The sequence below is a fragment of the Parafrankia discariae genome (assembly GCF_000373365.1).
Classification (GTDB): domain Bacteria; phylum Actinomycetota; class Actinomycetes; order Frankiales; family Frankiaceae; genus Parafrankia; species Parafrankia discariae.
The window spans coordinates 1-25,156 of sequence record NZ_KB891258.1; the positions used below are offsets into that span (position 1 = coordinate 1).

Annotated in this window: 19 protein-coding genes and 1 pseudogene; 6 read left to right on the forward strand and 14 right to left on the reverse strand. The window is 73.7% G+C overall.

What is annotated here, in order from left to right:
* The 5 genes and pseudogenes from B056_RS0129480 to B056_RS0129500 all read right to left on the reverse strand — a co-directional run.
* Window positions 1-201: pseudogene (locus B056_RS0129480) on the reverse strand (IS630 family transposase); the annotation flags it as partial.
* Between the two features lie 282 nt (window positions 202-483).
* Window positions 484-1,062, reverse strand: a complete 579-nt coding sequence (locus B056_RS0129485) for a lytic polysaccharide monooxygenase auxiliary activity family 9 protein (RefSeq protein ID WP_018505439.1) — start codon at window positions 1,060-1,062, stop codon at window positions 484-486.
* 65 nt (window positions 1,063-1,127) lie between these two features.
* A complete protein-coding gene (locus tag B056_RS0129490) occupies window positions 1,128-2,588 on the reverse strand; it encodes a WD40 repeat domain-containing protein (protein ID WP_018505440.1) in 1,461 nt (486 codons plus the stop codon).
* A 237-nt stretch (window positions 2,589-2,825) separates the two neighbouring features.
* Window positions 2,826-5,045 carry a transglycosylase domain-containing protein gene (locus B056_RS38455; RefSeq protein WP_018505441.1) on the reverse strand — a complete coding sequence of 740 codons (2,220 nt, stop codon included), beginning with the start codon at window positions 5,043-5,045 and terminating at the stop codon, window positions 2,826-2,828.
* A gap of 722 nt (window positions 5,046-5,767) precedes the next feature.
* Entirely contained in the window at window positions 5,768-6,718 is a 951-nt protein-coding gene (locus B056_RS0129500; RefSeq protein WP_018505443.1) for an RDD family protein, read from the reverse strand.
* A gap of 113 nt (window positions 6,719-6,831) precedes the next feature.
* On the opposite strand from B056_RS0129500, the gene B056_RS0129505 reads away from it, so the two are divergent.
* On the forward strand, window positions 6,832-7,842 hold the full coding sequence (locus B056_RS0129505) for a stage II sporulation protein M (protein WP_018505444.1): 1,011 nt from the start codon (window positions 6,832-6,834) through the stop codon (window positions 7,840-7,842).
* A 43-nt stretch (window positions 7,843-7,885) separates the two neighbouring features.
* On the opposite strand, the gene B056_RS0129510 is transcribed toward B056_RS0129505, so the two are convergent.
* Window positions 7,886-8,443: a hypothetical protein gene (locus B056_RS0129510; protein WP_018505445.1), complete on the reverse strand. Its 558-nt coding sequence runs from the start codon at window positions 8,441-8,443 to the stop codon at window positions 7,886-7,888.
* A 117-nt stretch (window positions 8,444-8,560) separates the two neighbouring features.
* Here B056_RS0129510 and B056_RS0129515 point away from each other — a divergent pair, with 117 nt between their 5' ends.
* Window positions 8,561-9,733, forward strand: coding sequence for a LysR family transcriptional regulator (locus tag B056_RS0129515; RefSeq protein WP_018505446.1), 1,173 nt, complete (start codon window positions 8,561-8,563; stop codon window positions 9,731-9,733).
* On the opposite strand, the gene B056_RS0129520 is transcribed toward B056_RS0129515, so the two are convergent.
* Genes B056_RS0129520 through B056_RS0129540 form a run of 5 tightly spaced genes read right to left on the reverse strand, consistent with a single transcriptional unit; the run spans window position 9,705 to window position 15,560 of the window.
* Window positions 9,705-11,003 (reverse strand): DUF58 domain-containing protein, encoded by a 1,299-nt coding sequence (locus tag B056_RS0129520; RefSeq protein ID WP_018505447.1) that lies wholly within the window; start codon window positions 11,001-11,003, stop codon window positions 9,705-9,707. The two genes, B056_RS0129515 and B056_RS0129520, sit on opposite strands and share 29 nt — an antisense overlap.
* A 9-nt stretch (window positions 11,004-11,012) precedes the next feature.
* A complete protein-coding gene (locus B056_RS0129525; protein WP_018505448.1) occupies window positions 11,013-12,053 on the reverse strand; it encodes an AAA family ATPase in 1,041 nt (346 codons plus the stop codon).
* Window positions 12,050-13,540, reverse strand: coding sequence for a DUF4350 domain-containing protein (locus B056_RS0129530; protein ID WP_018505449.1), 1,491 nt, complete (start codon window positions 13,538-13,540; stop codon window positions 12,050-12,052). Before B056_RS0129530 ends, B056_RS0129525 begins: the two co-directional genes overlap by 4 nt.
* Window positions 13,537-14,364 (reverse strand): DUF4129 domain-containing protein, encoded by an 828-nt coding sequence (locus tag B056_RS0129535; protein WP_018505450.1) that lies wholly within the window; start codon window positions 14,362-14,364, stop codon window positions 13,537-13,539. Before B056_RS0129535 ends, B056_RS0129530 begins: the two co-directional genes overlap by 4 nt.
* Window positions 14,361-15,560: a membrane protein gene (locus B056_RS0129540; protein ID WP_026240281.1), complete on the reverse strand. Its 1,200-nt coding sequence runs from the start codon at window positions 15,558-15,560 to the stop codon at window positions 14,361-14,363. The genes B056_RS0129535 and B056_RS0129540 overlap by 4 nt, the downstream gene beginning before the upstream one ends.
* Before the next feature lie 296 nt (window positions 15,561-15,856).
* Between B056_RS0129540 and B056_RS38460 the strand changes: the two genes are divergently transcribed.
* From B056_RS38460 to B056_RS0129555, 3 genes are all read left to right on the forward strand, one after another.
* On the forward strand, window positions 15,857-16,774 hold the full coding sequence (locus B056_RS38460; RefSeq protein WP_018505452.1) for a ComF family protein: 918 nt from the start codon (window positions 15,857-15,859) through the stop codon (window positions 16,772-16,774).
* Between the two features lie 574 nt (window positions 16,775-17,348).
* On the forward strand, window positions 17,349-18,116 hold the full coding sequence (gene hpf, locus B056_RS0129550) for a ribosome hibernation-promoting factor, HPF/YfiA family (protein WP_018505453.1): 768 nt from the start codon (window positions 17,349-17,351) through the stop codon (window positions 18,114-18,116).
* 149 nt (window positions 18,117-18,265) lie between these two features.
* Entirely contained in the window at window positions 18,266-18,979 is a 714-nt protein-coding gene (locus B056_RS0129555) for a response regulator (protein WP_018505454.1), read from the forward strand.
* A 103-nt stretch (window positions 18,980-19,082) separates the two neighbouring features.
* On the opposite strand, the gene B056_RS0129560 is transcribed toward B056_RS0129555, so the two are convergent.
* Window positions 19,083-19,685, reverse strand: coding sequence for a GNAT family N-acetyltransferase (locus B056_RS0129560; protein WP_018505455.1), 603 nt, complete (start codon window positions 19,683-19,685; stop codon window positions 19,083-19,085).
* A 369-nt stretch (window positions 19,686-20,054) separates the two neighbouring features.
* Here B056_RS0129560 and secA point away from each other — a divergent pair, with 369 nt between their 5' ends.
* Window positions 20,055-23,015 (forward strand): preprotein translocase subunit SecA, encoded by a 2,961-nt coding sequence (gene secA, locus B056_RS0129565; RefSeq protein ID WP_018505456.1) that lies wholly within the window; start codon window positions 20,055-20,057, stop codon window positions 23,013-23,015.
* Between the two features lie 91 nt (window positions 23,016-23,106).
* Here secA and B056_RS0129570 read toward each other — a convergent pair whose 3' ends face one another.
* Together B056_RS0129570 and B056_RS0129575 are read right to left on the reverse strand one after the other, a co-directional pair.
* Window positions 23,107-23,817 carry an Rv3235 family protein gene (locus B056_RS0129570; protein WP_018505457.1) on the reverse strand — a complete coding sequence of 237 codons (711 nt, stop codon included), beginning with the start codon at window positions 23,815-23,817 and terminating at the stop codon, window positions 23,107-23,109.
* An 87-nt stretch (window positions 23,818-23,904) separates the two neighbouring features.
* Window positions 23,905-25,156, reverse strand: a 1,252-nt coding sequence (locus B056_RS0129575; RefSeq protein ID WP_230203257.1) for a LysM peptidoglycan-binding domain-containing protein, incomplete at its 5' end; no start/stop codon positions are given.

Below are 25,156 nucleotides of genomic sequence, written 5' to 3' on the forward strand. Positions count from 1 at the left end.
GTTGTGGATCACGTCGCGGACCCGGTCCTCGGACGTGAACGTCACCTCCGCGATCTTGCCTGGGGTCATGGCCTGCGCGGAGAGCAGGATCATCTGCGCCCGCCGCCACGTCACCACCGACCCCGACGAACGGCGCACGATCCGCAACAGCCGCTGCCCCTCGTCCGGATCGATCTCCCGGACCCGCACCCGTTCCGCCACACCACAGATCATCAGCCGGACAGCCAGGCCTCTGCGGGACCCGACCCGGCGCGCCCTCACAACGGGCAAACCTTCACGGATGCGGCACTAGAAAACGCACAGTCCGCTGAGACGCCGGCCGCGGGATCGTGGGAACGGGCCCGGCCGGGCCGGGTCGGGTGACGCGGCCGGCCGGCGTGCCCCGTCGGGCGTCCCGCGGAACCGGGCCGGCCGTGCGGGCTGCGGCCGGCGGGTGGTCCGGCGGGTGGTCCGGTGGGGCTCCCCGGTCAGGGCAGGTGGTGATCAGGTGAAACTGAGGTCCATGACCTGATAGAACGCGTTTCCGGTGTCGGCCACCTCCCAGACGGCCAGGATCGCGTGATACCCGCGACGGGCCGGCAGCGGCAACGTGTGCATGGTCGGGTCGGGCGGGATGAGCTCGTCACTCGACCAGTAGGGCTGCGCCGAGTTCTCGACCCGGTAGAAGGGTTCTGATTCGAACTGGGCCCGGGTGAGCGGGGTATTCGGATCCCACCCTTCCCGGGTGATGAAATAGTTCCAGCGTCGGGTTCGGTGTGCCGCGTGATAATGCCAGGTGACGGTCAGGTTCTGCCCCGCCCGCACCGGGTGCTTCGTCCAGTTGCGGCCGGGATCGTCCAGTATGGCGGCGAAATCGTGGCCCGCACTGGCGATTCTCCCGTCCGCGGGTGGTTGGCTGCTGGGGATGTCGTCCGGGGCCAGTGGGTCCCGTATTCCGGCTTCCGTGTGCGGGAAGAACTTGCCGGATTCAAGTCCGGCGGCCTGCCACGCCTCCAGAATCTGGGAACGGCAGGGCGGATCGGTAATCAGGCCATGGCGCGCACCGCGCTCTACTTTGGTCATGAATCGAGGGTAGTTCCGAAATCAATGTTTCGCCGTTCGGTGGCCCGTTATCGGCCGACCGGCGACTAATATTCTCGCCGGCCCGGTCGGGGCCGGTGCTCGAGGATCGCCGCCAGCGCCCGCAGGTGGGGCTCCCAGCGGTCCCCGGCCGCCTGGGTGGACATCGCCCGGACGAGGGCCGGCGCCTGCGGGGCGGCCTCGTCGAGTGGTCGGTGCAACAGGCGCAGCACCGCGCTGTCCCAGGCGGCGGTCTGCACCCGCCCCCGCTCGCCGAGGGCCACCAGCCGGTCCCCGGCGGGTGGGACAGCCAGCGTGATCAGGAACTCGGGCCCGCTGAGGGAGCCGACCAGCGCGCGGTCCGGCCAGGTGTGGACCTCGATCGAGCCGCTCGCGTGCGCGACCAGCGCGTGCTCGCCGTCCGGGAGGAAGAGCACGCGCTGGGCGGGCCCGACGGACCAGTCCGCCGCAGGCAGGCTCCCACCGAGGAACGACACGGTGCTCCCCGCGCGGAACGCGGCCGTCGCGCCGTCGGGAAGGAAGGAGATCTCCGACACCGAGGACCCGAGCGTGGTGGCGGCGAGTTCCTTACCCGTCCGGCGATCGGCGACGGTGATCTGGCGCAGCGTCCCGGGGCGCTGCCGGGTGACCAGACAGATCCGTTCGCCGTCCGCGGAGACGGCCAGGTTGGCGTCGGGGCGCAGCCCGACGTCCAGCTCGTGGCCGGTCGGTACGGGCAGCTGGACGGCCGGCGGCCGGCGGAGAGCGGGCCCGGCGTCCGCCGCCGCCGGCCACACCGTCAGCTCACCGTCCGCGCGCACCGCGCAGACCGCCTCGTCGGGCATGGGCGCCAGCGCGTAGAAGCCCATCGGGGTGGAGTCCAGCTCGCGGACGACCAGTGAGCCGGCGTCGTAGCCGAACACGAGCAGGCGCTCGGGCTCGCGGGGGAAGCGGTCTGGCCGGTGGCAGGCGAAGATCTGGCCGTCGGCGGCGAACAGCAGGCGGGTGAACCGGCCGCCGCCGAACCCACGGGGCAGCGGATGCCACCACACCCGCCGGCAGCTCCACGGATCCCAGATCGACAGGTGGTCGACCCGGAACGAGCCGTCCCGGTGGACGAGGGCGAGCAGGCCGGTGTCCGGCGCCAGCGACGGTTGCGCCGCGGTGGCGATCCCGAGCCCGGTCAGCCCGCGGGCGACGGGTGGGAACCGGGGGGCGAAGGACGCGCCTCGGCCGCCCGGGCCAGGGCGCACCTGCTCGTTCGTGTGCACCAGCAGGTCGAACAGCGCCGCGCTCCGCCTCGCGTGGGCGTCTCCCGCTTCTCCAGTGTCGCCGGCGTCTCCCGTGCCGCCTGACCCGGCGCCCTGACCGGAGACCCGGTGGTCGGGGCGCCATCCGGTTCGGTGCAGGAGGGAGACCGCCCGCAGCGCGTCACCGAAGGTCAGCTTCGGGAGCAGCTCCCACACCCGCTCCGGGTGCCCGGCCGCGAGCAGGGACGCGACCGGACCGCCTGGTAGCTCCTCGGTCACGTCACCGTCACCGCCCCCGCGCCGCGTGCCCCTATCCCGGTTACGCCGACGTCAGCCGATACCCGCCGACCTCAGCCGATCTGAGCCGATCTCCGCCGGCGCCAGCCGACGCCCCGGTGGCTCCACTGTCCCGTTCCGGCGGATCCGCCGCCACCGGTTTTCCCGGATGGGCCACCCGGGGGCCACCCGGCCCGGGACCCGTCGGCGGCGTTGCCGCGCGGGACCCGGGCCGGCCGGTCAACGGCCCTGGTTGTTGCGGCCGCCCCGGCCCTGCTGCTGCCCCTGGCCGGCGCCCTGGTTGGCCTGCGGCACGATGATCTGGCCTTGGCCCTGGCCCTGGCCCTGGCCCTGACCACCGCCCTGCCCGACTCCCGGCAGCCCCGGGGTCTGGCCGGTGCCCGCGCCCGGCAGCAGATCGCCCAGGTTCGGCAGCGTCGGGGTCGGTGCGGGTGGTGGGGTGTTCATGAGCCGGCCGCCCTTGGTCCCGCGGGCCACGGCCGGGTCCGCGGCGGGCAGGGCCTGCACGGGCTGCCCGGCCAGCGCGCCCCGCATCGAGGCGCCCCAGATGATCGCGGGCAGGTCGCCACCGAACACGTGCGGCCAGGTGCGGCCGTTCACGACGACGTTGCGCAGCGGGTGCGCGACCGCGCCGTTCGGGTCGCCCACCGCCACCGCCGCCGCGATCTGCGGGGTGTAGCCGACGAACCAGGCGCTGGAGAAGCCGTCGTTGGTGCCGGTCTTGCCCGCGGCGGGGTGGTCGAACCGGGCATTGCCACCGGTGCCCCTGGTCAGCACGCCGGCCAGGATGCTCGTCGTGGTGTCCGCGACGCCCTGGGCCAACACCCGCTCGCACTTCGGCGCGTTGCCCACGTCGATCTGCTGCCCGCCGGAGTCGACCACCGAGGTGGCGAAGCGCGGCTCACAGCGGATGCCGCCGGCCGCCAGCGTGGAGTAGGCGAGCGCCATGTCCATCGGGCTCACGTACTCGCCGCCGATGGTGACGTCACCCTTGGTGGCCGGGATGTCCTTGAGGTGGTCGGCGGACACGCCGAGCCGGGTCGCCATCTCGACGACCGCCGGCACCCCGACCTTCTCCTCGAGCTGGATGAAGTAGGTGTTGACCGAGTCCCAGGTCGCGTCGTCCATCCGGTAGATGCCGGCCTCGGCCGGGTCGGAGTTCTGGTAGCCCTTGGGGCAGTCGCCCTCGCCGCGGTCGAGCGGGAACGCGTCGGTCGAGTAGCAGGCGGGGGAGTACCACGCCGTGTTCACGCCGTAGCCCTGTTCGAGCGCGGCCGCCACGGTGAACGTCTTGAAGGTCGACCCGGGCTGGAACGTGTCCTTGGTCGGCAGCGGAACCTTCGTCTGGTTCGCCGCCTCGTCGGTCCCGTAGACGCGGTTGACCGCCATCCCGAGGATCGCGCCGGTGCCCGGCTGGATGACGACCTCGGTCGCGGACACCCGGTTGTCCGGTGGGACGGTGGAGTTGACGGCCATCTGCGCCGCCTGCTGCACCTGCGGGTTCAGCGTGGTCTTGACGACGAGGCCACCCTCGTGGATCCGCCGGTCACGCTCCTCCTTGGTGGCGCCCAACGCGGGGTTGGCACTCAGCTGGGTCCGGATGTAGTCGCAGAAGAACGGCGCCGACGAGGTCTCGCAGGAGTCCTGCGTGGTCGGCTGGTCGGTGAGGACGTTGATCGGCATCTGCCGGGCGGCGTCCGCCTGGGTGCGGCTGACGTAGCTCTCGTCGGCCATCCGGGTGAGCACCATGTTCCGGCGCTCGAGCGCGGCCTGCGGGTGGTTCACCGGGTCGTAGCGCGACGGGCTCTGGACGAGCCCGGCGAGCAGGGCGGCCTGCTCGAGGCTGACCTGGGAGATCGGAACGCCGAAGTAGTGCTCGGCCGCCGTCCCCACGCCGTACGCGCCGTCGCCGAAGTAGGCGATGTTCAGGTACCGGGTGAGGATCTCGTCCTTGCTGAACCGCTGCTCGATCGCGACGGCGTAGCGCAGCTCGCGCAGCTTGCGGTCGAGCGAGTCGCCGGCGACCGCGTCGCGCTCCTCGGGCGTGGTGGCGTCCTGCAGCAGCACGTTCTTCACGTACTGCTGGGTCAGCGTGGAGCCGCCCTGGGTGGTGGAGCCGGCCTCGCTGTTGCGGGCCGCGGCCCGCAACACCCCCTGCGGGTCGACGCCGTTGTGGGAGTAGAAGCGGGCGTCCTCGATCGCGACGATCGCCTCGCGCATGATCTTCGGGATCTGGTCACCCTGGACGACCTGTCGGTCCTCCGCCCCGGTCAGCGTGGCGATCACGGATCCGTCCGCCGCCAGGATCGTGGATCTCTGCGGAAGCGGCGGGGTCACGAGGTCCGAGGGGAGCTCGAGGAAGTGGTCGGCGGACGCCTTCGCGAACAGCCCCGCGGCGCTCAGGAACGGCAGCGCCATGAGCCCGACCGTGACGCCCATGGCGGTGACGATGAGGCCGATCCGGGTGAGGTGCCGCCGCCGGTCGACCGGCCGGCGAACTCCGCCAGTCGGTGGCCCGAACGGCAGGTCGTCGGCGCCGCCGAGTGGCGCGGGTGCGCCGCGTGAACGGGTGCCCGGTGGACGCGGCAGGGCCCGCCCGAGCCGCCCGGAACCGTTCGACCCACCACGGGACCGCCCGGCGGGACCACCCGTCTCGTCCGGTTGGGTGGCACCTGCCCCCGGCCGGCCCGCCGTGCGGACCTGCGGGCCTCTTCTGCGTCCGGCCCGACCGGACGCGGCGTCACCGCGGACCGGGGATGCCGACTCCTGTCCCTGTACCGTCGCTGTCACCCCCAACCCTCGAGGCCCGGCCGTGCGTGCCGGAGCCCTGCCCTGCCGGACCCGTCAAGCATGCGTGACGCCGCGCAAGGTCGCTCATCCGACCCGGAAAGGTCATCGGATGAGCACCGCCACGCGGCCCCGGGGTAACGGATCCGGTTCGTCACGGTCCACCCCGGTGGATCCCACTTCCAGGAACGCTAGACGAGCGGGTCGAGCCGCGCCCAGCCGGCCCGCGTCACCCCACGCCGCCGCTGTGCTCACCCACCCGCGTCACCCTCCGCGCCCACCGGTGTCACCCGTTCCGCCCTACCGTGATCCCGGAACGCTCCGCCCACCGGGCCGAACGGCCCCGCCACCGCCGCATCTGGACCGGGGCTCCCCTACCTCGGGTCCGTGGGAGGTGCCGGTATGACGGTCGACGGGTGCGGGGCGGCGGGGAAGGCCCCGGCCGGATACGGGGCGCTCGGGTAGGGCACGGCGGGGAAGGGCGGGTAGCCCGCCGGCTCGGTATACGGCCCGCCGGGGGACCGGCCTGCCGGTCCCCAGGGCGGATGTCCGGTCGCGCCGGCCGGGGGCCGCCGGCCCGCGGTCAGCCGTCCGTACGCGCGGCGGGTTCGCTCGGCGAGCACGGCGGACAAAACGGCCCAGCCGGGTGCGTCCGGAGGGGGCTGCGGTGTCACCGCGGCGCGGATCTCGCGCAGCAGGGGGCCGCCGATCCGTTCCCGTGAATCGTCGGAGAGCTCGTGGGCCCGGGTCAGGAAACGGCGGGCGCGCACGGCGAGCTCGTCGTCCACGCTGGTCAGGTCGAGGGTGGTGACCCAGCCGGCCAGCGGCGGCGGGACGGTGGGGAGCACGCCGATGGTGCGCGGCACGTTCACCTGCAGGACGACGGTGCCGGCGAAGAGGTCACCGAGCCGCTTGGATCGGCTGGAGGAGAGCATGCTGATCACGGCGGGCAGGCCGAGCAGCAGCCCGGGCCGCTCGGCGACCGCGCCGACGAGCCCCCTGGTGAGCGCGTGCCGGAACCGGATCGGACCACCGTCGTCCCGGACGACCCGCAGGCCCAGCACCATTTTTCCGACCGTGCGGCCCCGCATGAAGGTCTCGCACGCGACGGGATACCCGAGGAGCACCCCCACGTAGATGACGAGGAACAGAGTGGCTGTCAGGGCCTCGTTGTCCGGTTGGACCACCAGGAAGGCCGCGATGCCCGTCAGGTAGAGGGCGTAGCCCTGGATGGCGAGGTCGATCAACCCGGCGATCATCCGGGAGCCCAGCCGGGCCACCCGCAGGTCGATGGCGACGGCCTCACCCGTGACCACCTGGTTCATCCGCCGCTCCCCGCGCCCACCCGCCGCCGTTGCGGCCTGCCGCCGTTCCGGTCACGACCGATCATGCCCGGCACACGCGGGGCGCGGACCGGTCTGCAAGAGTAAACCTTGCTATGGACCTCGATGCGTACGTCGCCGTCCACCGCCCGGAGTGGATCCGACTGGGTCAGCTTGTCGACCGGGCCGGCCGACCACGGCGGATGTCCGCCGACGAGCTCGACGAGCTGGTCGAGCTGTATCAGCGCGCCGCCACGCACCTGTCGGTGATCCGGGGCCGTTCCCACGACCCGAATCTGGTCGACGATCTGGCGAGTCTGGTCACCCGGGGCCGGGCCGCCGTCGTCGGCGCGCCGGACCAGGGCTGGCATGTCGTGGGCCGGTTCTTCGCCGTCACGTTCCCCGCCGCGGTCTACGCGCGCCGTTACTGGGTGATCGCGACGACGGTGCTGTCGCTGCTGGTCGCGCTCGCGTTCGCGCTCTGGATCATGAACAACGCCGACGCTCGGGCGAACCTCGTCCCGCCCGACGAGGTGGCCGACCTGTGCCGGTCGGACTTCGCCAGCTACTACACCGAGAACCCGGCCTCGTCGTTCGCCAGTCAGGTCTGGACCAACAACGCCTGGGTGTCGGCGCAGGCGGTGGCGTTCGGGGTGCTGCTCGGCGTACCGACGCTGCTCGTCCTGCTGCTGAACTCGGTGAACCTGGGCGTCGTCGGCGGCTACATGGGCAGCTGCGGGGAGGGCGGGCAGTTCTTCTCGCTCATCCTGCCGCACGGGATGCTGGAGCTCACCGTGGTCTTCGTGGCCGGCGCGGTCGGGCTGCGGCTGGGCTGGGCGATCATCGCTCCGGGGCCTCGGCGCCGGGCGGAGGCGCTGGCCGCCGAGGGGAGGGCCGCGATCGGGATCGTCCTGGGGATGGCGGTCGTGCTCGCCGTCTCCGGGGCCATCGAGGCGTTCGTGACACCCTCGTCCCTGCCCACCGCGATCCGGATCGGGATCGGCGCGCTGGCCTGGGCCGGTTTCGTCGCCTACGTGTGGATCTACGGGAGCCGGGCGGTCGCCGCCGGAGAACGCGGCGATCTCGAGGAGTCCCTGGCCGCGGATCTCGTGCCCGTAGCGCCCTGACCCGTAGCGCCCTGCCCCGCGGCGGCCCGCGGATTCGGCCGTCCTAGCCGATCAGGAGCTCCTCGCCCCGGTACAGCTCGGAGAGGAAGTAGTCCGGCCGGCGCAGCAGTTCGAGCGCCAGTGCCAGCCGGCGGCCCAGGGCCAGCAGCTCGGCGAGGTCCGTGGTCGCGCCGTGGGGCGGCAGCTGCTGGTCCGCGTGGGTCGCGCCCCGCTCCAGGCCGTGGCTGAGATCGAGGGCGACGGCGAGCGCGGCGCACTGCGCGTCCGAAAGCGCGGGTGGCGCGGGGAGTTCTGATGGCGCGGGTGGCGCGGGGAGCGTGCCGGCGGCGAGCCGTCGCTCCTCCGGAAGCGCCGGGCTGGGGATCAGCGCGCCGCCGCCCGCGCCGCCCGCGCCGTTCGCGAGAACTTCCATGATCTGCCTGCTGGAGCAGGCCAGGGGATTGCCGCGCAGCAGCCAGTGCAGGGCTCGGGCGAGATCGCGGGCGTCGCGCCGCCCGTACCCGGCGGCGAACAGGGCGCACGCCTCGCGCCCTACGCCGTCGGCGTCCGCGGCGCCGAGCGCGCCGATGCGGGCCGCAAGTTCCGGATCAAGGATGTCCACCCGCCTATCGTGCCGGCCGGCCTCGGCCGGGAGCAAGACCAGCTTTTGTTTCGTACCAACAGAACTTGCACTGTCGTGAGACACACAAAATCTTCTGAGCTGTGCCAAGCTCAGCTTGTGCCACAGCACGAGCGCGGACGCGGCCCCGACCCCCGGATCACCCTGGCCAGGCTGCGGGTCTTCGTCTCGGTCGCGGAGCTCGACTGCTCGGTCACCCGGGCCGCGGACGAGCTCCGCCAGACCTCGAACGCCGTCCGGCAGAACCTCGACCTGCTCCAGTCGGCCTTCGCCGGCCGCAGCCTCTTCGCTCAGGACCGGCGTGGCCTGTCGGTGTTCGGAGCGGAGGTGTACCGCCAGGCGCGGGAGATGATGGACCGCTGGGGGGCGCTGTCGGACGCCGGCTCGTCGACGCTGCGCATCACCTTCCTCCCGCAGCACGCGCACCTGGTGTCCGCGGTGATGCGCCGGCTGCGCGCGACGGTCGCCGACGAGCGGCCCGGCCGTGACGCCGACGGCCGTGACCTCGGGCAGCGTGACTCCGGCGGGCGCGCCGGCGACTGGCCGGACGACCACATCGAGTGCACCACCAACGTGCTCGGTGAGCAGGACCGGTCGATGGTCGTGTTCGAGGAGAACGTCATCGGGTCGCTGCTGCACGGCGCGACGGACCTCGTCATCGGGCCGCCGCCCCGGCGGGTGGGCGATCCGCCCGCCCTCGACCGGCACCGGCTCTACACGTCCCGCCTCGAAGCGATGATCGACTCCGCCGAGGCCGGGGCCGGGGACGGCATCGAACTCCGGGATCTGGTCCGGCGTCGACTGCTGGTGCCGCCGCTGCCCGCACGCTCCCGTCAGATGCTCGAGCGGGAGATCGCCGAGCACATCGCGGACGATCCGGGGATCGCAACCCGGGTCGCGCACGAGGCGTACGGCACCAAGGTGCTGGTCGCGTTCGGCCAGGACGGTCACGGCACCGTCGTCGTCCCGTCCGACATCGCGTTGCCGTTCAAGAGCGGCAGCGCGTTCGCGGGCACCCGGGCGGGTTCGTTCCGCTGGGTCCCCGTCCGCCGCGACGGCGTGGACCTGACCCAGGACGTCTACGCGACCACACGCGTCGATCCGGGGGAGCGGGCGCTGCGCGTCGTCCGGGAACTGCGGACCGTCGTGCGTGAGACCGGCCTGGACGCCGCGGCGGAGCCGGAGCCCCGGGAGCACGCCGGCTCCCCGGCTCCCGCGCGGAGGGACACCGCGCGGCCCGCGGTCACAGGCGCCCGCGGGCCTTCAGCGTGAGGTAGGTGTCGGTGACCAGCGCCGCGTAGTGCGCCGGAGCCACGTCCACCACCTCGACCCCGCGGCGGCGCAGCGCCTCGGTCAGCTCGCGCCGCCGCAGCAGTGTCTGCTCCGCCGCCGCCGCCGCGTACACCTGGTGGACGTCGCCGTGCCCGGCGGTGAGCTCGTCGAGCCGGGGGTCGCGCAGCGCGGCCACGAGCACCGTGTGCCGGGAGGTCAGCGCGGGCAACGCCGGCAGCAGACCGTCCTCGATCACCGCCGGGACGAGCTCGGTGAAGATGACGACGAGGGCACGCCGGGAGGCGTTGCGCAGCACCACCGAGGCCATCCCGGCGTGGTCGGCCTCGACGAGCGCCGGTTCCAGGGTGGCCATCGCATCGCTCATCCGGGCCAGCAGGCCCTGGTCCCGGGAGGTCGGCAGGGCGATCCGGCTGGTGCTGTCGTGGGCGACCAGCCCGACCCGGTCCCCGGCCCGCAGGGCGACGGCGGTCAGCAGCAGGGCGGCGTCCAACGCGTGGTCCAGCCGGGGGACGTCGCCGACCCGGCCGGCGGACGTCCGGCCGGTGTCGAGGACGCAGATGACCCGGCGGTCCCGCTCGGGCCGGAAGGTGCGCACGACCACCGAGCCGTGGTGGCGCGCGGTGGCCCGCCAGTCGATCGTCCGCACGTCGTCGCCGACGACGTACTCGCGCAGGCTGTCGAACTCCGAGCCGGCGCCGCCGCCGCGGATCGCGACCTCGCCCTCCACCTCGCGCAGCCGGGCCAGCGCGGCCGGCAGGTGCCGGCGGGACGCGAACGGGGGCAGCACCCGCACCCGCCACGGACAGTGGTGCCGGCCCTGCCGCCCGGCCAGGCCCAGCGGGCCCAGCGAGCGCACGGTGATGCGGACGGGCATCCGGTCACCGCGCCGGGTCGGGTGCAGCGTGGTCTCCAGGAACCTGCGCTCGCCCGCCGGCACCGTCACCCGGTGCACCCGTGGCCGGGCGCCGGCGGACGGCGGCCAGCCGTCCCGGACTTGGGCCCGCACGGTACGGGTGCCGTCGTTGGTGACGGTCAGCGTGAGCCGCACCGGCTGGCCCAGCCGGGCCGCGGTCGGTCCGGAGCGGGCGAACGTGCACGCGCGCACCCGCCCCGCCAGGCACACGTCGACGCCGATCAGCGCGACGACGAGCAGGTTCACCAACACGAAGGTCGCGCCCGGGGCCGGGGAGAGCGCCACCACGACGACGCCGAGCGCGACCAGCGCCACGGCGCGGCCGGTGATCGCCACGGCTGCCCGTTACCGGGGGACGGGCACGACGGCGAGCACCTGGTCGAGCACGGTGTCGGCGGTGACGCCGTCCTGCTCGGCCTCCGGGCGCAGGCTGATCCGGTGGCGCAGGGTCGCCCGGGCCAGCGCCTTGACGTCGTCCGGCGTGGCGTAGGCGCGCCCGGACAGCCAGGCCCACGCGCGGGTGGTCGCCAGCAGCGCGGTCGCCCCGCGCGGCGACACCCCGAGCTGGACCGACGGAGCCGCCCGGGTCGCCCGGGCCAGATCCACGATGTACGCGAGCACCTCGGGATGGATCTGCACCCGGGAGACGGCCGCCCGCGCGGCCGCCAGGTCGGCCGGCCCGGCCACCGGGGACACCCCGGCGGCGGCCAGGTCGCCCGGGTCGAACCCGCCGGCATGGTGGGCGAGGATCCGGACCTCGTCGTCGCGGGGCGGCAGCGGCAGCGTCACCTTGATCAGGAAACGGTCCAGCTGCGCCTCGGGCAGGGGGTAGGTCCCCTCGTGCTCGATGGGGTTCTGGGTGGCCAGGACGGCGAAGGGCACCGGCAGCGGGCGCGGCACACCCTCCACGGTGACCTGCCGCTCCTCCATCACCTCGAGCAGCGCCGCCTGGGTCTTCGGTGGCGTCCGGTTGATCTCGTCCGCGAGCAGCAGGTTGGTGAAGACCGGCCCCTCCCGAAACGTGAACTCGCTGGTCCGGCTGTCGTAGACGAGCGAACCGGTGACGTCGCCCGGCATCAGGTCCGGAGTGAACTGCAACCGCTTGGTCTCCAGTGACAACGCGGCCGCCAACGTCCGCACGAGCAGGGTCTTCGCGACGCCGGGGACGCCTTCGAGCAGCGCGTGGCCGCGGCACAGCAGCGCGACGACCAGGCCGCTGACGGCCGCTTCCTGGCCCACGACAGCCTTCGCGACCTCGTCACGCAGCGCGACCAGGGCGCGGCGGGCGGCCTCGGCGTCGGCCGGGGGAGGCGCCTGCGGAGCGGCCAGCGGCTTGCGCAGCGTCTCCGATCCGGACGGGGGAGCGCCGAGGTTCGGGGAGGTCACCGTCTGCCCACCTGTCGATCGAGTTCGTGCAGTGCGCGGGCCAGCCGGACGAGCGCGACATCACCCTCGGTGTCTCGCCTCGCCCCACCAGCCTGGACGTCGACCGGGCCCGACGGGACCGGTGCCGCCCAGGAGACGGGCGGGCCCTGGTAGGCCGGCCAGGGTGGTGGGGAATAGCCCGTGGGCGCCATGTCCGAACCGTACAGGAGTGGCCCGATCTCCATGGGTGACCGTCCGGTCTGTTCGGCGACCGAGGCCACCAGGACGGTCGGATCCGGCCCACGGCCGTGCCACGGCGAGCCGGCCGGGGCGGTCTGCACGCCGAGCCGGTCGGCGAGCCGGGCCCGCAGCCCCGCCCGCAGCGCGGCGGCGGCCCGCTCGCGGGCGTGCGCCGCGGCGTAGAGCCGGCCCCGGCCCTCGACGGTCTCGGTGGAGCGCACCACGACGGGCAGCGGCTCCTCGATGGGCGGCCCGAGCCGCCGGCCCTGCCACAGGGCGAGGAACATCAGGACGACCAGGAGCTGCAGGGCGCCGAGCCAGAAGCCGTCGGGAAGCAGCTCCGCCAGGCTCTTCGTGCCCACGGCGTCCCCGGCCGCGACGACCGGGGTCACCCAGTCCAGCCGGGGAGCACGGGCGAGCAGCCCGAGCGCCAGCGCCGCGTTCCCGGTCTCGCCCAGACGTTCGTTGGTGAGGAAGCCGCCGCCGCCGAGAAGCACCAGACGACCGGTCGGCCCGCCGCCGACGTCCGACCGGGTGGGGGTCAGTACCGCCAGCCGGGCCGCGCCGGGGTCGCCGTAGCAGAGCTCGACCCGGGTGCCGCCGCTCCGACCGCCCTGGCCGCCCTGGCCGTTGCTGTGGGCGAACGTCACCGAGTCGCCGACCGTGGTCGACCCGGCCGTGGTCGCCTCGGGGAGTGCGCAGCCCGGGGGTGATTCGTCGCCGTAGTCACCGCCGTCCCGCTGCCCGGCCGTCACCGGCAGGCCCAGCGCGGCCACCACGCTGGAGTCCGGGGCGACGAGAACGACGTCCGAGCCGGTACGGGTGCTGGTCACCAGTGTGTCGAGGTCGGCCTGGGACAGCAGGTCGGGGTTGGTGACGACGACCGTCCGCCCCGTGGGCGTCCCCGCGGCGCCGGGGGCCGTGGCGGACGCCGGCAGCTGCTCGCCGGCCGTCACCGTCACCCCGCGGGCGCGCAGGATCTCCGCGACCGCCCGGGAGCCGTAGCCGTCCGCGGAGGTGATGTCCAGGTAGCCGTGGCCGGCCGGGCGGCTGACCACGGCGGTGATCACCGCGTACGCGATCACCAGCACGCCGAGGACGGCGCCGAGCCGCAGCGCGCGCCGGACGGCCGGCGGCCGCGGACCACTGCGGACGTGGGTCCCCCCACCGCGGCCCGTGCCCGATCCCGGGCGCGGGCCGGCCGAGGTGCCGAAGGACCCGGTGGTCGGTGCCGCCGGGCGTGCGCGGTCGGTCGGCGGAGCGGTCACGCCGGGACCGGACGGGATCCGCCGCCGGACCGGTCGCCGGCGTGGTCGCCGGGCTGGCCGCGGCCCGAGCGGCCGCGCAGGCCCGAGAGCTCCTCGTCCGCCCGCACCAGCACCTCGTAGGCCTCTTCGGTGGCGGGCCTGCCGCCGTACCAGATCTCGCTGAACACCTCGACGGCCGCGACCAGCGCGCCGATCGCCGTGCTGTCGCGGGCGGTGGCGGTGCTGTCGCGGGCGGTGGCGGTGGCGGTGCTGTCGCGGGAGGCGGCCGCGCGGACGGCGCCGACGAGCTCGCCGGCCGTACGTCCCGGTCTCGGATCGAGCACGCCACGCTCCTCCAGCATCCGTACGATCGCCCGCAGCCGGGACCGCACCGCCTCGGCGTACGCCCCCCGGTCGGCCTGGTCCCGGGCCAGCGCGCGGAGCTGGTCGGCGGTCAGCGGGCTGGACAGGTCGGTCTCGTCCGCCTGGTCACGCGCGGTCCGGCGGACCGGGCCGAGCCACAGCCGGATCACCACGGCGAGCGCGACGAGGACCAGAACCACGGCGAGGACACCCAGCCCGTTGGAACCACCCACGCCGGCACCGGAATCCGGCGCCAGCCAGTTCCACAGGTCGGCGAGGCGGTCGTTGATCCAACCTATGGCCCGGGTGAACCAGTCGGGCTGGGCGTCCTGGTACACGCTCTTGGACAGTTCGCGCCGGGCCTCCTCCTGCGCTCCCTCGCGGGTCACCGCCCCCCCGAGCGGGCCGCCGGCCGCCACCAGTGCGACGGCCGGAGCGAAGGGGGCGGGCAGGAGCGGGACCGACGGGTGACTGGCGATCACGGAGCGGTGGCGCGCTGGCGGGCGGCCTCGGTGAGGGTGACGTCCAACCCCTCGCGGCGGATGCGCCGGTCGATGTAGAGGAGGACGACGGTCCCGGAGAGCACCGGAGTCGCGACCGTCGTGGCGAGCAGGCTGCCGATCGCGTTGACGATGTGCCCGGCCACGGTCAGGTCTCCCTCGACCAGGCTGCCGAACGTCTGCTCGGACGACATGAGGATCACGCTGGTCGGGATCGCGAAGATCAGCATCAGGACTCCGCCGACCGCCGCGGAGAGGAGGAGAACACCGAACGTCCGCCACCACGATCCCTTGACCAGCCGCCGCGAGCGCCGAAGCGCGTCGCCGGTCGACTGTGCCTCGAGCACGTAGGCCGGCGTGGCCAGACTCAGGTAGACGGCGACCACGACCGCCCCCACGATCAGCGCGATCAGGCCGAGCGCGCTGAGCAGCGTGACCGCCAGGGTCAGCACCAGCAGGCCGCCCAGCCGGGGGGTGACCCGGCGGACCGCGTCGCCCGCGGTGATCCGCCCACCGAGCGTCGCCTCGCTCACCACTACCGCGAGCACTCCGGAGAGGAAGATCCCGAGGGCCGCGTTCAGGCCGAAGAGCAGCAGCGTCAGTACTGTCGCCGCGGTGTTGGACATCTCCTCGGCGGCGATCGCGGCGACCGTGCTGATCGTCTCGACCACGGCGGTGGCGCCGAGGGTCAGGCCGAGCGTGGCGCCGGGGTTCGACCGGATCGTCGCGAAGGTCCCGTCGAGGATCTCGCCGACCGCCAACGGGCGCAGCGGGATCACGCCGGGCTTGGGCGCGATCGGCGGACCGCCCCACCCGTTCGGGCCCCACGCGCCATAGCGCGGGCCCTGGCCGGGCTGCTGGCCGTAGCCACCGCCTGGCCCATAGCCCCCGTTCGGCCCGTAGCCAGGCCCGTACCCGCCGGCCGGGCTGTTCGGGGCGTAGCCGGGGGGAGCTCCCGGCCCGGGGACGGGCACCGCGTCGGGGCCGCCGCCGGGGGCCTCCCAGCCGCCGGGTGCAGGCCATCCACCCGGGGCGGGCACGCCACCGCCGGGGCCGGTGGGTGGCTGATCCCACGAACCGGGGGGTGGCTGCTGCGCGCCCGGGGCGGGCGCGCCCCACGAGCCGGGCTGGCCCGGTCCGGGCGTGCCGGGAGGGGTCTGACCGGCTCCGTCCGCCATCGTGGTCCCCCTGTACTAGTTGCCGTCCCGTGTCGACCAACGTTCCTGGCGAGCGCATCGTTGCAGACCGAGTACGGCCACCCCCCGACCGGGCGCCTGATCGACGCGGGGCGATCGCCCGCCGCCGACCCCGCGACGGTTCCCGGGCGTGTCGGGCGGAGGCACCGGCTCTTGTCCCGTGATGCCGGGCGTAGACGCGGGCCCGAGTTGTCCACAGCCGCGGCGTGCGGTGTCGTCTGTCCACAGCCTGGGTCCGGTGCTGGCCAGGCCGGTCGATCGCCGGTCATTCTCGTCCGGTGACCCGCTTCCCCCACCTCGCCGAGGCCCTGACGATCCTCGCGGATCTCGTGCTGCCGCGCGGCTGCGCCGGCTGCGGCCGGCCGGGTGAGGCCGCCTGCGCGCGGTGCGCGGCGGCCCTGGCGGGTCCCCCGGTTCTCGCCGCCCCGGGTCCCACGGCCAGCCCGGGGCGGCGAGGCCACGCCGCGCGGGGCCACCCCGCGGCCGGCCACTCCCAGCGGCGCGACCGGCCATGTGGCCCCGCGCGGCGCCCGACCCCGCGCCCGGCGATGCCGCCCGCCTTCGCCGCGGCCTCGTACGCCGGTGTCGCCCGGGTCCTTCTGCTCTCCTACAAGGAGCGCGGGCGGGTGGACCTCGCTCCCGTCCTGGGCCAGGCGCTCGCGCGGGCCGTGGCGACCGCACTGGTGGCGGCGGCCCCCGGCGGCCGGTGGCCCCCACCGGTGCTCCTCGTCCCGGTCCCGACAACGGTGGCGGCGCGGCGGCGCCGGGGAGTCGACCACGTCGCCCGGCTCGCCGCCGCCGCGGCCCGGTCTCTCGCACGCGGTGGGGTCCGGGCCCGGGTGAGCGCGGCGCTGCGGGTGTCGCGGCCCGGCGACGACCAGGCCGGCCTCGGGGCGGCGGCCCGGGCCCGCAACCGCTCGGGGGCGTTCGCGCTGCGCACCGGCGTGCCGCCGCCCCGCCCCGGGGAGATCACGATCGTGGTGGACGACATCGTCACCACCGGCGCGACTGTCCGGGAGGCGGTGCGCGCGCTGCGCGCGGGTGGCTGGGCGCCGGTGGCCGGTGCGGCGGTGGCCGCCACCTCGCTCCACCACGGGCGCGACGCGCCATCCTTCGGGATTGCCCGCCGTCCGGGCGGTGGAAGGGGGACACTGGGCGCGAGCGCTCCGCCCCCGGATCCGACGGCGGCAAGCTGATGAGCAGGCCGATGCCGGCAGTGACCGGCACTTCCCGGCCCTGCCCGACGCGGTGCCGACGTCCCGGACGAGGTCCGCGTGCGGCCCACCGTCGTGACGCGACGGATGCGGCGCACGGTCCCTCGTCCCGGGCCGGCCGTCCCACGGCCGTCCGCCGGGGTGGGGAGCGCGCGAGGCGGGGTCTCCGGAACACGCCGACCGGCTTCACGGCGCGACCGGCCTCCCCAGCATGCCGGTCCGGAATCTCCCGATATCGGTAGGACCGGTCCGGCATAGACCCGACCGGTGAGGGGAAGGAGCCGAGCGAGGCGGGTCGGTGGAAACAGCGCCGACGCCGTGGTCACCGGACAGCGAGGCGCGCCCATGGAAGGAGCCGTCCGGCAGCGCCAGAAGCCAGCACCAGCTGATTTACACCAGGAACTGCACCAGGAACGTTGACAACCTACGGCGGCACACGAGGTGACCTCGGCACGCCGAGGTCAGCCATCGACGGCCGCCCGAGGTACCGACTCTCCGGTCGCGTCGATCCCGTACGGATCGGCCGACCGGGCCAGGTGAACGGGAGGTGGATCGCGTGGACATCGTGGTCAAGGGCAGGCACACCGCGGTTCCGGAACGGTTCCGCAGGCATGTCCAGGCCAAACTCGCGAAGCTCGAGCGGCTCGACTCCAAGGTCATGCTGGTCGACGTCGAACTCTCCAAGGAACACAACCCTCGGCTGTCGGACAGCTCCGACCGGGTCGAGCTCACCGTGTATTCGCGGGGCCCGGTGATCCGTGCGGAGGCCGCCGCGGCCGACGCCTACGCCGCGCTCGACCGCGCCACCGCCAAGCTGGCGGAGCGCCTGCGCCGGGCTTCGGACCGACGGGTCCGCCACCACGCCAACCACGCGGGTGCGAACCACCCGGTTCCCGGCCGGGCGGGCACCATCCCGGACCTGCCCGTCGTCCCGACCGGCCGCCAGCCGGAGACGGACTCAACCAGCTCGCCGGTCCCAGGCCTCGAGGACGGCGCGCCGGGCCTGGCCGCCGTCGGCGCCGAGGCCGGCGCGAAGCGGCCGAGCTGGTCGGCCGCCGACGACGGCGACGATTCCGACTACTCGCCGATGGTGGTACGCGAGAAGACGCACGCCGCCGCGCCCATGACGCTCGACGACGCCCTGTCGAACATGGAGCTCGTCGGGCACGACTTCTACCTTTTCCTTGACGCTGCCAGCGGCCTGCCCAGTGTCGTGTACCGCCGATGCGGCTACGACTACGGCGTCATCCGGCTCGAGGGAGCGGTCGGAGACGGCGTGGTCGGTGCCCGAGAACGAACGGCAGCGGTCATTTCCGCCGTGTGACGGTCGATCCCCCCTGCCGGCGTGGGACCATTTGCCTTGGGTGTCGGACTCCCGGCATCGGTGCACACGGCACGTTCCACGGGCTGTGCCCTCGGCGTCGCGACGCCGAGGGCACAGCCCCGCAGGAGCGGTTCCAGGGGAGGTCGGAGATGACGGTGGACGAGCAGCGTTCCGAGGAGGCGCTGCGGACGCCATCGGAGGCGAATCCCATCCGGGTGCTCATCGTCGATGACCATGCCCTGTTCCGGCGCGGCCTGGAGATGGTCCTGGCGCAGGAGGTCGACATCGAGGTTGTCGGTGAGGCCGCCGACGGAGCGGAAGCGGTCACGATGGCCGCCGAGATGGCGCCGGACATCGTCCTGATGGACGTCCGGATGCCCAGGCGCGGCGGGATCGACGCCACGAGCGCCATCAAGGAGAAGGTGCCCAGCGCGAAGATCGTGATGCTCACGATAAGTGACGAGGAGGCGGATCTCTTCGACGCCATCAAGGCGGGCGCGATGGGCTACCTCCTCAAGGAGATCTCGATCGACGAGGTCGCCGCGGACATCCGCGCGGTCTACAACGGCCAGAGCCTCATCAGCCCGTCCATGGCCTCCAAGCTGCTCAGCGAGTTCGCGGCCATGATCAAGACGAAGGACGACCGGCCGCAGCTGCCGACACCACGGCTGACCGACCGGGAGATGGAGGTCCTCCGCCTGGTCGCCAAGGGGCTGAACAACCGGGACATCGCCAAGCAGCTCTACATCAGCGAGAACACGGTGAAGAACCACATCCGGAACATCCTGGAGAAGCTCCAGCTCCACTCCCGGATGGAGGCCGTGGTGTACGCGGTGCGGGAGAAGCTGCTCGAGATCACCTGACGCGGCTCCGGTCTGCCCCACGCCCGGTGGACCCACGCCCGGTGGGCCCGCGGTACCGCCGAGCCGCGCGGCGGTGGCCAGCCGCGTCCGTGGCAGGCGGCGGTCAGGCCGGTGGGTCCGTGGCGAGCCGGGTGCCGATCCAGCAGTCGTGGCGGACGCCGTCCCCCAGGACGATCGCGCTGCGCAGCGTCCCGTCGAGGGTGAACCCGAGCTTCTCCGCCACCCGACGGGAGGCGTGGTTGCCGACCGCCGCGCGCCACTCGACGCGTTCCAGCCCCAGCGCGCCGAACCCCCAGCGCAGCAGTGCCGCCGACGCCCGGGTGGCCACACCCTGGCCGCGGGCGCCGGCGGCGCACCAGTAGGAGATCTCCGCGTCGCCCTCGTCGGTCAGGTCCTGCAGGGCCACCGACGCGAGGAGTGCTTCGGTGGTGGCGTCGACGACAGCCAGCGGCGTGCCCGTCGCCGTCGCCCACGCCTCGACCGCCTGTCGGCAGACGAAGTCCTCCGCGTGGTCTCTCGTGTAAGGGACGGGGACCCGCGTCCACCGCGGAATCTCGGGATCCTGACAGGCCCCGCACACGGCGTCGACGTCCGAGGTCTTCCAGGGACGCAGGTGCAGCGCACCCGCGGTGATCTCGACGGGCTCGAGCGGAACCCGCTGAAGGGCGCGCCCGGCGCCCGGTCCAGGTCGGCGCGCGGGGGGCAACAATGGGCCGGAGACAGGACCGGGACCGGATCCGGTGTCGGAACGCATACCGCCACGATGCCAGCACCTCGGGCCACGGCGGCGCGCTCACGCCCCCGCCGTCGTATCTGATCCGGTGGTGGGCGCGAGGCGCCCCGGCGGTCGCCGGCGGGCCGTGGCACGCGGTCGCCGGGCCGGGCACGGGAGCCGCGGCCCGGTCGTTGTGTACTCGCGGGAGAGGGATACGCGGCGGCGACCCGGGCGCGGCGCGCGGCTCCCCATCCCGGCGCGCCGCCAACGGTCCGAGGACGGGCCGTGGGTGGCGATCGAGGGGCTAGCATCTTGGTTGTCGGTGAGCCTCGCCGACATGCCTGCCGGAGGAGTTTCGCCGTGGTTCTAGACAAGATCTTGCGTGCCGGTGAGGGCCGGATTCTGCGCAAGCTCAAGGCGATCGCCGAGCAGGTGAACCTCATCGAGGACGACTTCACCGGTCTGACCGACGCCGAGCTGCGCGGGATGACCGACGAGTTCCGCCAACGCCTGGCCAGCGAAGAGGAAACCCTCGACTCGTTGCTGCCCGAGGCGTTCGCGGCGGTGCGCGAGGCGGCGCGGCGGACGCTCGGCCAGCGCCATTTCGACGTCCAGATCATGGGTGGCGCGGCGCTGCACCTGGGCAACATCGCCGAGATGAAGACCGGTGAGGGCAAGACCCTGGTCTCCACGCTGCCGGCCTACCTCAACGCCCTGAGCGGCGAGGGCGTCCACATCGTCACGGTGAACGACTACCTGGCCCAGCGCGACGCCGAGAAGATGGGCCGTGTCCACAAGTTCCTCGGCCTCTCGGTCGGGGTCATCCATCCGCAGATGCCGCCCTCGGTGCGCCGCCAGCAGTACCTGTGCGACATCACCTACGGCACGAACAACGAGTTCGGGTTCGACTACCTGCGCGACAACATGTCCTGGAGCGCCGAGGAGCTGGTCCAGCGCGGCCACCACTTCGCCGTCGTGGACGAGGTCGACTCGATCCTCGTCGACGAGGCCCGCACGCCGCTGATCATCAGCGGCCCGGCCGACAACCCGACCCGTTGGTACACCGAGTTCTCGCGGATCGCGCCGCTGCTCGAGCGGGATGTCGACTACGAGGTCGAGGAGGGCAAGCGGACGGTCTCGATCAGCGAGGTCGGCGTCGAGAAGGTCGAGGACCAGCTCGGCATCGAGAACCTCTACGAGTCGGTGAACACGCCCCTCGTCGGCTACCTCAACAACGCGCTGAAGGCCAAGGAGCTCTACAAGCGCGACAAGGACTACATCGTCACCGACGGTGAGGTCCTCATTGTCGACGAGTTCACCGGTCGCGTCCTGCACGGCCGCCGTTACAGCGAGGGAATGCACCAGGCGATCGAGGCCAAGGAGAAGGTCGAGATCAAGCAGGAGAACCAGACCCTGGCGACGATCACTCTCCAGAACTACTTCCGGCTCTACGACAAGCTGTCCGGAATGACCGGTACGGCCATGACGGAGGCCGCCGAGTTCCACCAGATCTACAGCCTCGGCGTGGTGCCGATCCCGACGAACAAGCCGATGGCCCGCACCGACCAGGCCGACGTCGTCTACAAGACCGAGATCGCGAAGTTCGACGCGGTGGTGGAGGACATCGCCGAGCGGCACGAGAACGGTCAGCCCGTCCTGGTCGGCACGACCAGCGTGGAGAAGTCGGAGTACCTGTCCAAGCAGCTCACCAAGCGCGGTGTCCGGCACGAGGTGCTGAACGCCAAGAACCACGAGCGCGAGGCGATGATCATCGCCGAGGCGGGTCGGCGCGGCGCGGTCACCGTGGCGACGAACATGGCCGGTCGAGGCACCGACATCATGCTCGGTGGCAACCCCGAGTTCATCGCCGACGTGGAGCTGCGCCAGCGCGGCCTGTCTCCGATCGACACCCCGGACGACTACGAGGCGGCCTGGCTCGAGGCGCTGGAGAAGGCCAGTGCGTCGGTCAAGGCCGAGCACGAGGAGGTCGTCAACGCCGGTGGCCTCTACGTGCTCGGCACCGAACGGCACGAGTCCCGCCGGATCGACAACCAGCTGCGTGGTCGTGCCGGCCGCCAGGGCGACCGTGGCGAGTCCCGGTTCTACCTCTCCCTCGGGGACGACCTCATGCGGCTGTTCAACGCCGCGGCGGTCGAGGGCATCATGGACCGCCTCAACATCCCGGACGACGTCCCGATCGAATCCAAGATCGTGACCCGCGCGATCCGTTCCGCGCAGACCCAGGTCGAAGGTCAGAACTTCGAGATCCGCAAGAACGTCCTCAAGTACGACGAGGTCATGAACAAGCAGCGCACCGTGATCTACGAGGAGCGCCGCAAGGTTCTGGAGGGCGCCGACCTGCACGAGCAGGTCCGGCACTTCGTCGATGACACCATCGAGGGTTACGTGCGGGGCGCGACGGCCGACGGCTACCCGGAGGAGTGGGACCTCGAGACCCTCTGGTCTGGTCTGGGCCTGCTCTACCCGGTCGGTGTCGACGCGCCGGGCACCGACGACCGCGAGGGGCTGACCTCCGACCTCCTGCTCGAGGACCTCCAGGCGGACGCGCAGGACGCCTACGACCGGCGCGAGACCGAGCTCGGTGACAAGCCGGACGGCGAGGCCGTCATGCGCGAGCTGGAGCGCCGAGTGGTGCTCGCGGTGCTCGACCGCAAGTGGCGTGAGCATCTCTACGAGATGGACTACCTGCAGGAGGGCATCGGCCTGCGGGCGATGGGGCAGCGAGACCCGGTCGTGGAGTACCAGCGCGAGGGTTTCGACATGTTCCAGACGATGATGGAAGGCATCAAGGAGGAGTCGGTCCGCCTCCTGTTCAACGTCGAGGTCCAGGTCGCGGGGCGGGACACCGAAGAGGGCACCGCGGCCCCGGTCGGCACGGCGCCCACGCCGGCCACCCCGGCGGAGGGCGGTGCCGTGGCCGTCGGCGCCGTGCCGCTGGTCACCCCGGCCGAGCCCGCACCCGCGCCGGCCCGGCCCACACGGACCGCTCCCGAGCCTCCGCCGGCCCCGGTGCCGGCGGCCCCGCCGCCGGTCTTCGTCAAGGGCCTCGAACCGCGTCGCCTGACCGGGGGGCTGCGCTACACGGCGCCGTCCGTCGACGGCGGCTCGTCCACGGTGACGACCGTCGACAACGGCTCCGAGCTGTCCCGTGGCGGCGGGGCGCGCGCAGCCGGCGGTGGCGTGTCCCGCGGCGCCGGTGAGGGCGGCACGGCCCGCCCGGCGCGCAACGCGCCCTGCCCCTGCGGCTCGGGGCGGAAGTACAAGCGCTGCCACGGCGATCCGGCCCGCCACAACGACTGACGGGCCACCGATGGCCGGAGACGGGCGGGGGCGGGTGGTGGGAGGCCCCCGCCGCCGGCCGGTCAGCCGGGCTGGTCGGCGAGGCTGGCCGTCAGCCGAGCTGGAGGGTCGTCACCTGCCAGCGGCCCGCGGCGTGCTCCATCCGCAGGGCGAGCGCCCGGACCCGGGCACCCCTGCTGACCACGGCGCTGACCTCCGCCACTCCGGGCAGCGGCTCACTGACCCGCACGCTGCGCACCTGCGAGGGCTGGCGGGTCGCCAGGGACGACGCCGTCCGCTCGAAGTCGCTCTGTAGCGCCGCCGTGCTCCAGGGGGCCAGGTGCGCGGCCGGTCGGGCCCCGGAGAGCACCTCAATGATCACTCGTACGACCACGGCCGCGGTCCGGCGCGGATCCGGCGACGGCCCCGGGCCCGGCGGCGTCACCGCGACGGGGCCATCCGCCGGCTGACGCACCGGCGCACGGGTGGTTCGGGTGGGCCGTGGCCACGGGAGAGTCCGTTGGTCCGGCAGGAGATGGCGGGCGGCGCCGCGTTCGGCGCGGTTCACCGGCCCGGCCACCGCGCTCACGGCGGCAGACGTCGCGGTCGGTGGGGCGGCAGACGTCGCGGTCGGCGCCGCGACTCTCGAATACCGGGCACCCGCGGACCGGTCGGCCCCCGGGGCCCGCCCGGCCGGTTGCCCGGGCGGGACGGTCTCGTCGTCGTAGGGCGGGTCGACGGGACGCACGGGCATCAGCCGGGGCGTGGTGGCGACATGGGGACGCCGGCGACGGGGCAGGGTCAGGGCGGTCGTCGCGGTCACGGCGGACCTTTCAGGGGGACGGCGGGGCGGCATCGCTCAGGCACCGACGGTCGGGACCTGTGCCGGGTCAGGTGGCGGTGGCCGGGGTCAGGGGCCGGGCGGCGGCAGGAGCCGCTGGCCGGGAAGCAGGAGATCCGGGTCGGGCCCGATCACGTCGGCGTTGGCCGACCACCAGCGCGGCCACTCGGCCGCGATCTGCTCGATCGTGGCGGTGGGCCCGAGATGACGGGCGACGATCGTCCACAGGCTGTCCCCGCGCAGCACGACAACCTCCGCGGGCGTGCCCGGATTCGTCGGGGAGGTGCCCACGGAGGTGCCGGGCACCGGGCCCGGGGTGCCCGTGCCACGGGGCGCGGAGGGCACGAGAGGATCACTCCCGCCAGTATCGGAGGACGCGGAAGCACGCGGCGCCGCGGCGCTGGGCGCTGGAGCGGTGCCACCGGGAGCGGTGCCACCGGGAGCGGTGGTGCTGGCGGCGCTGGGGATCGGGTTCGCGGGTCGTGGGGCGCCGGTGCCGGCCGGCGGGCTGCCCTGCTCCGGCTGACCGGTCGGCTCGGCCTGGTCGGGATGACCGAGGAAGGGCCAGCCGCGAGCGGTCGCGGTGGCCGAACCGGCGGTGGGCGCGGCGCCGGGGTCAGGGGCGGCCGTCGCGGCATCCCGCGGCTGCTGCGCGGAGACGGGTGGATCGACCGCGCTGACGGGGGTCAGCGGCACGATCTGGACGTCGTCCGGCAGGCCGCGCTCGGCGCCGGACAGCCTCGCCGCGTCGGTTCCGGCGTCGGCTCCGCTGGCCGCATCGGGGAGGCCCAGGTAGGGCCAGCCACGCTGGGACGCGGCCAGCCCACCCTCCGGCCCGATGGCCGGCGCGCCGGCCGATGCGTCCGCTGACACGATCGTCGACGCCGTGGCGGCGGGAAGGCCGGTGGCGGCCGAAGCCGGGCTGGCACCGAGAACGGGGCTGACGCTCGCGGCCATGAGGGTCACGCCGAGGCCGATCTCCACGATCCGGCGTACCGCGCCGGGCAGGACCCGGCGGGCGAGCGCGGCGAACACCCGGCCGGCCGCGCCCGGCAGCGCGGCCAGGACGCCGAGCACCACCCCGGCGCACAGCCACAGCAGGCAGATCCAGGCGATGATGCCGAGGCAGTTGGCGAACGCCAGTTCCGGCTCGTCGGTGAACCACGTGGGGATGTCGCCGGGGGCCGACGGCAGGTCCGCCAGCCGTGGGCCGAGCAGGATCAGCACCGCCGCGACACCGAGGGCGAGGACGGCGCTGCCCACCCTGGCGGCCGCGTCCCGCCGCGCCCCTGAGATCATTCTTGGTGACCGTCCGTCCGGG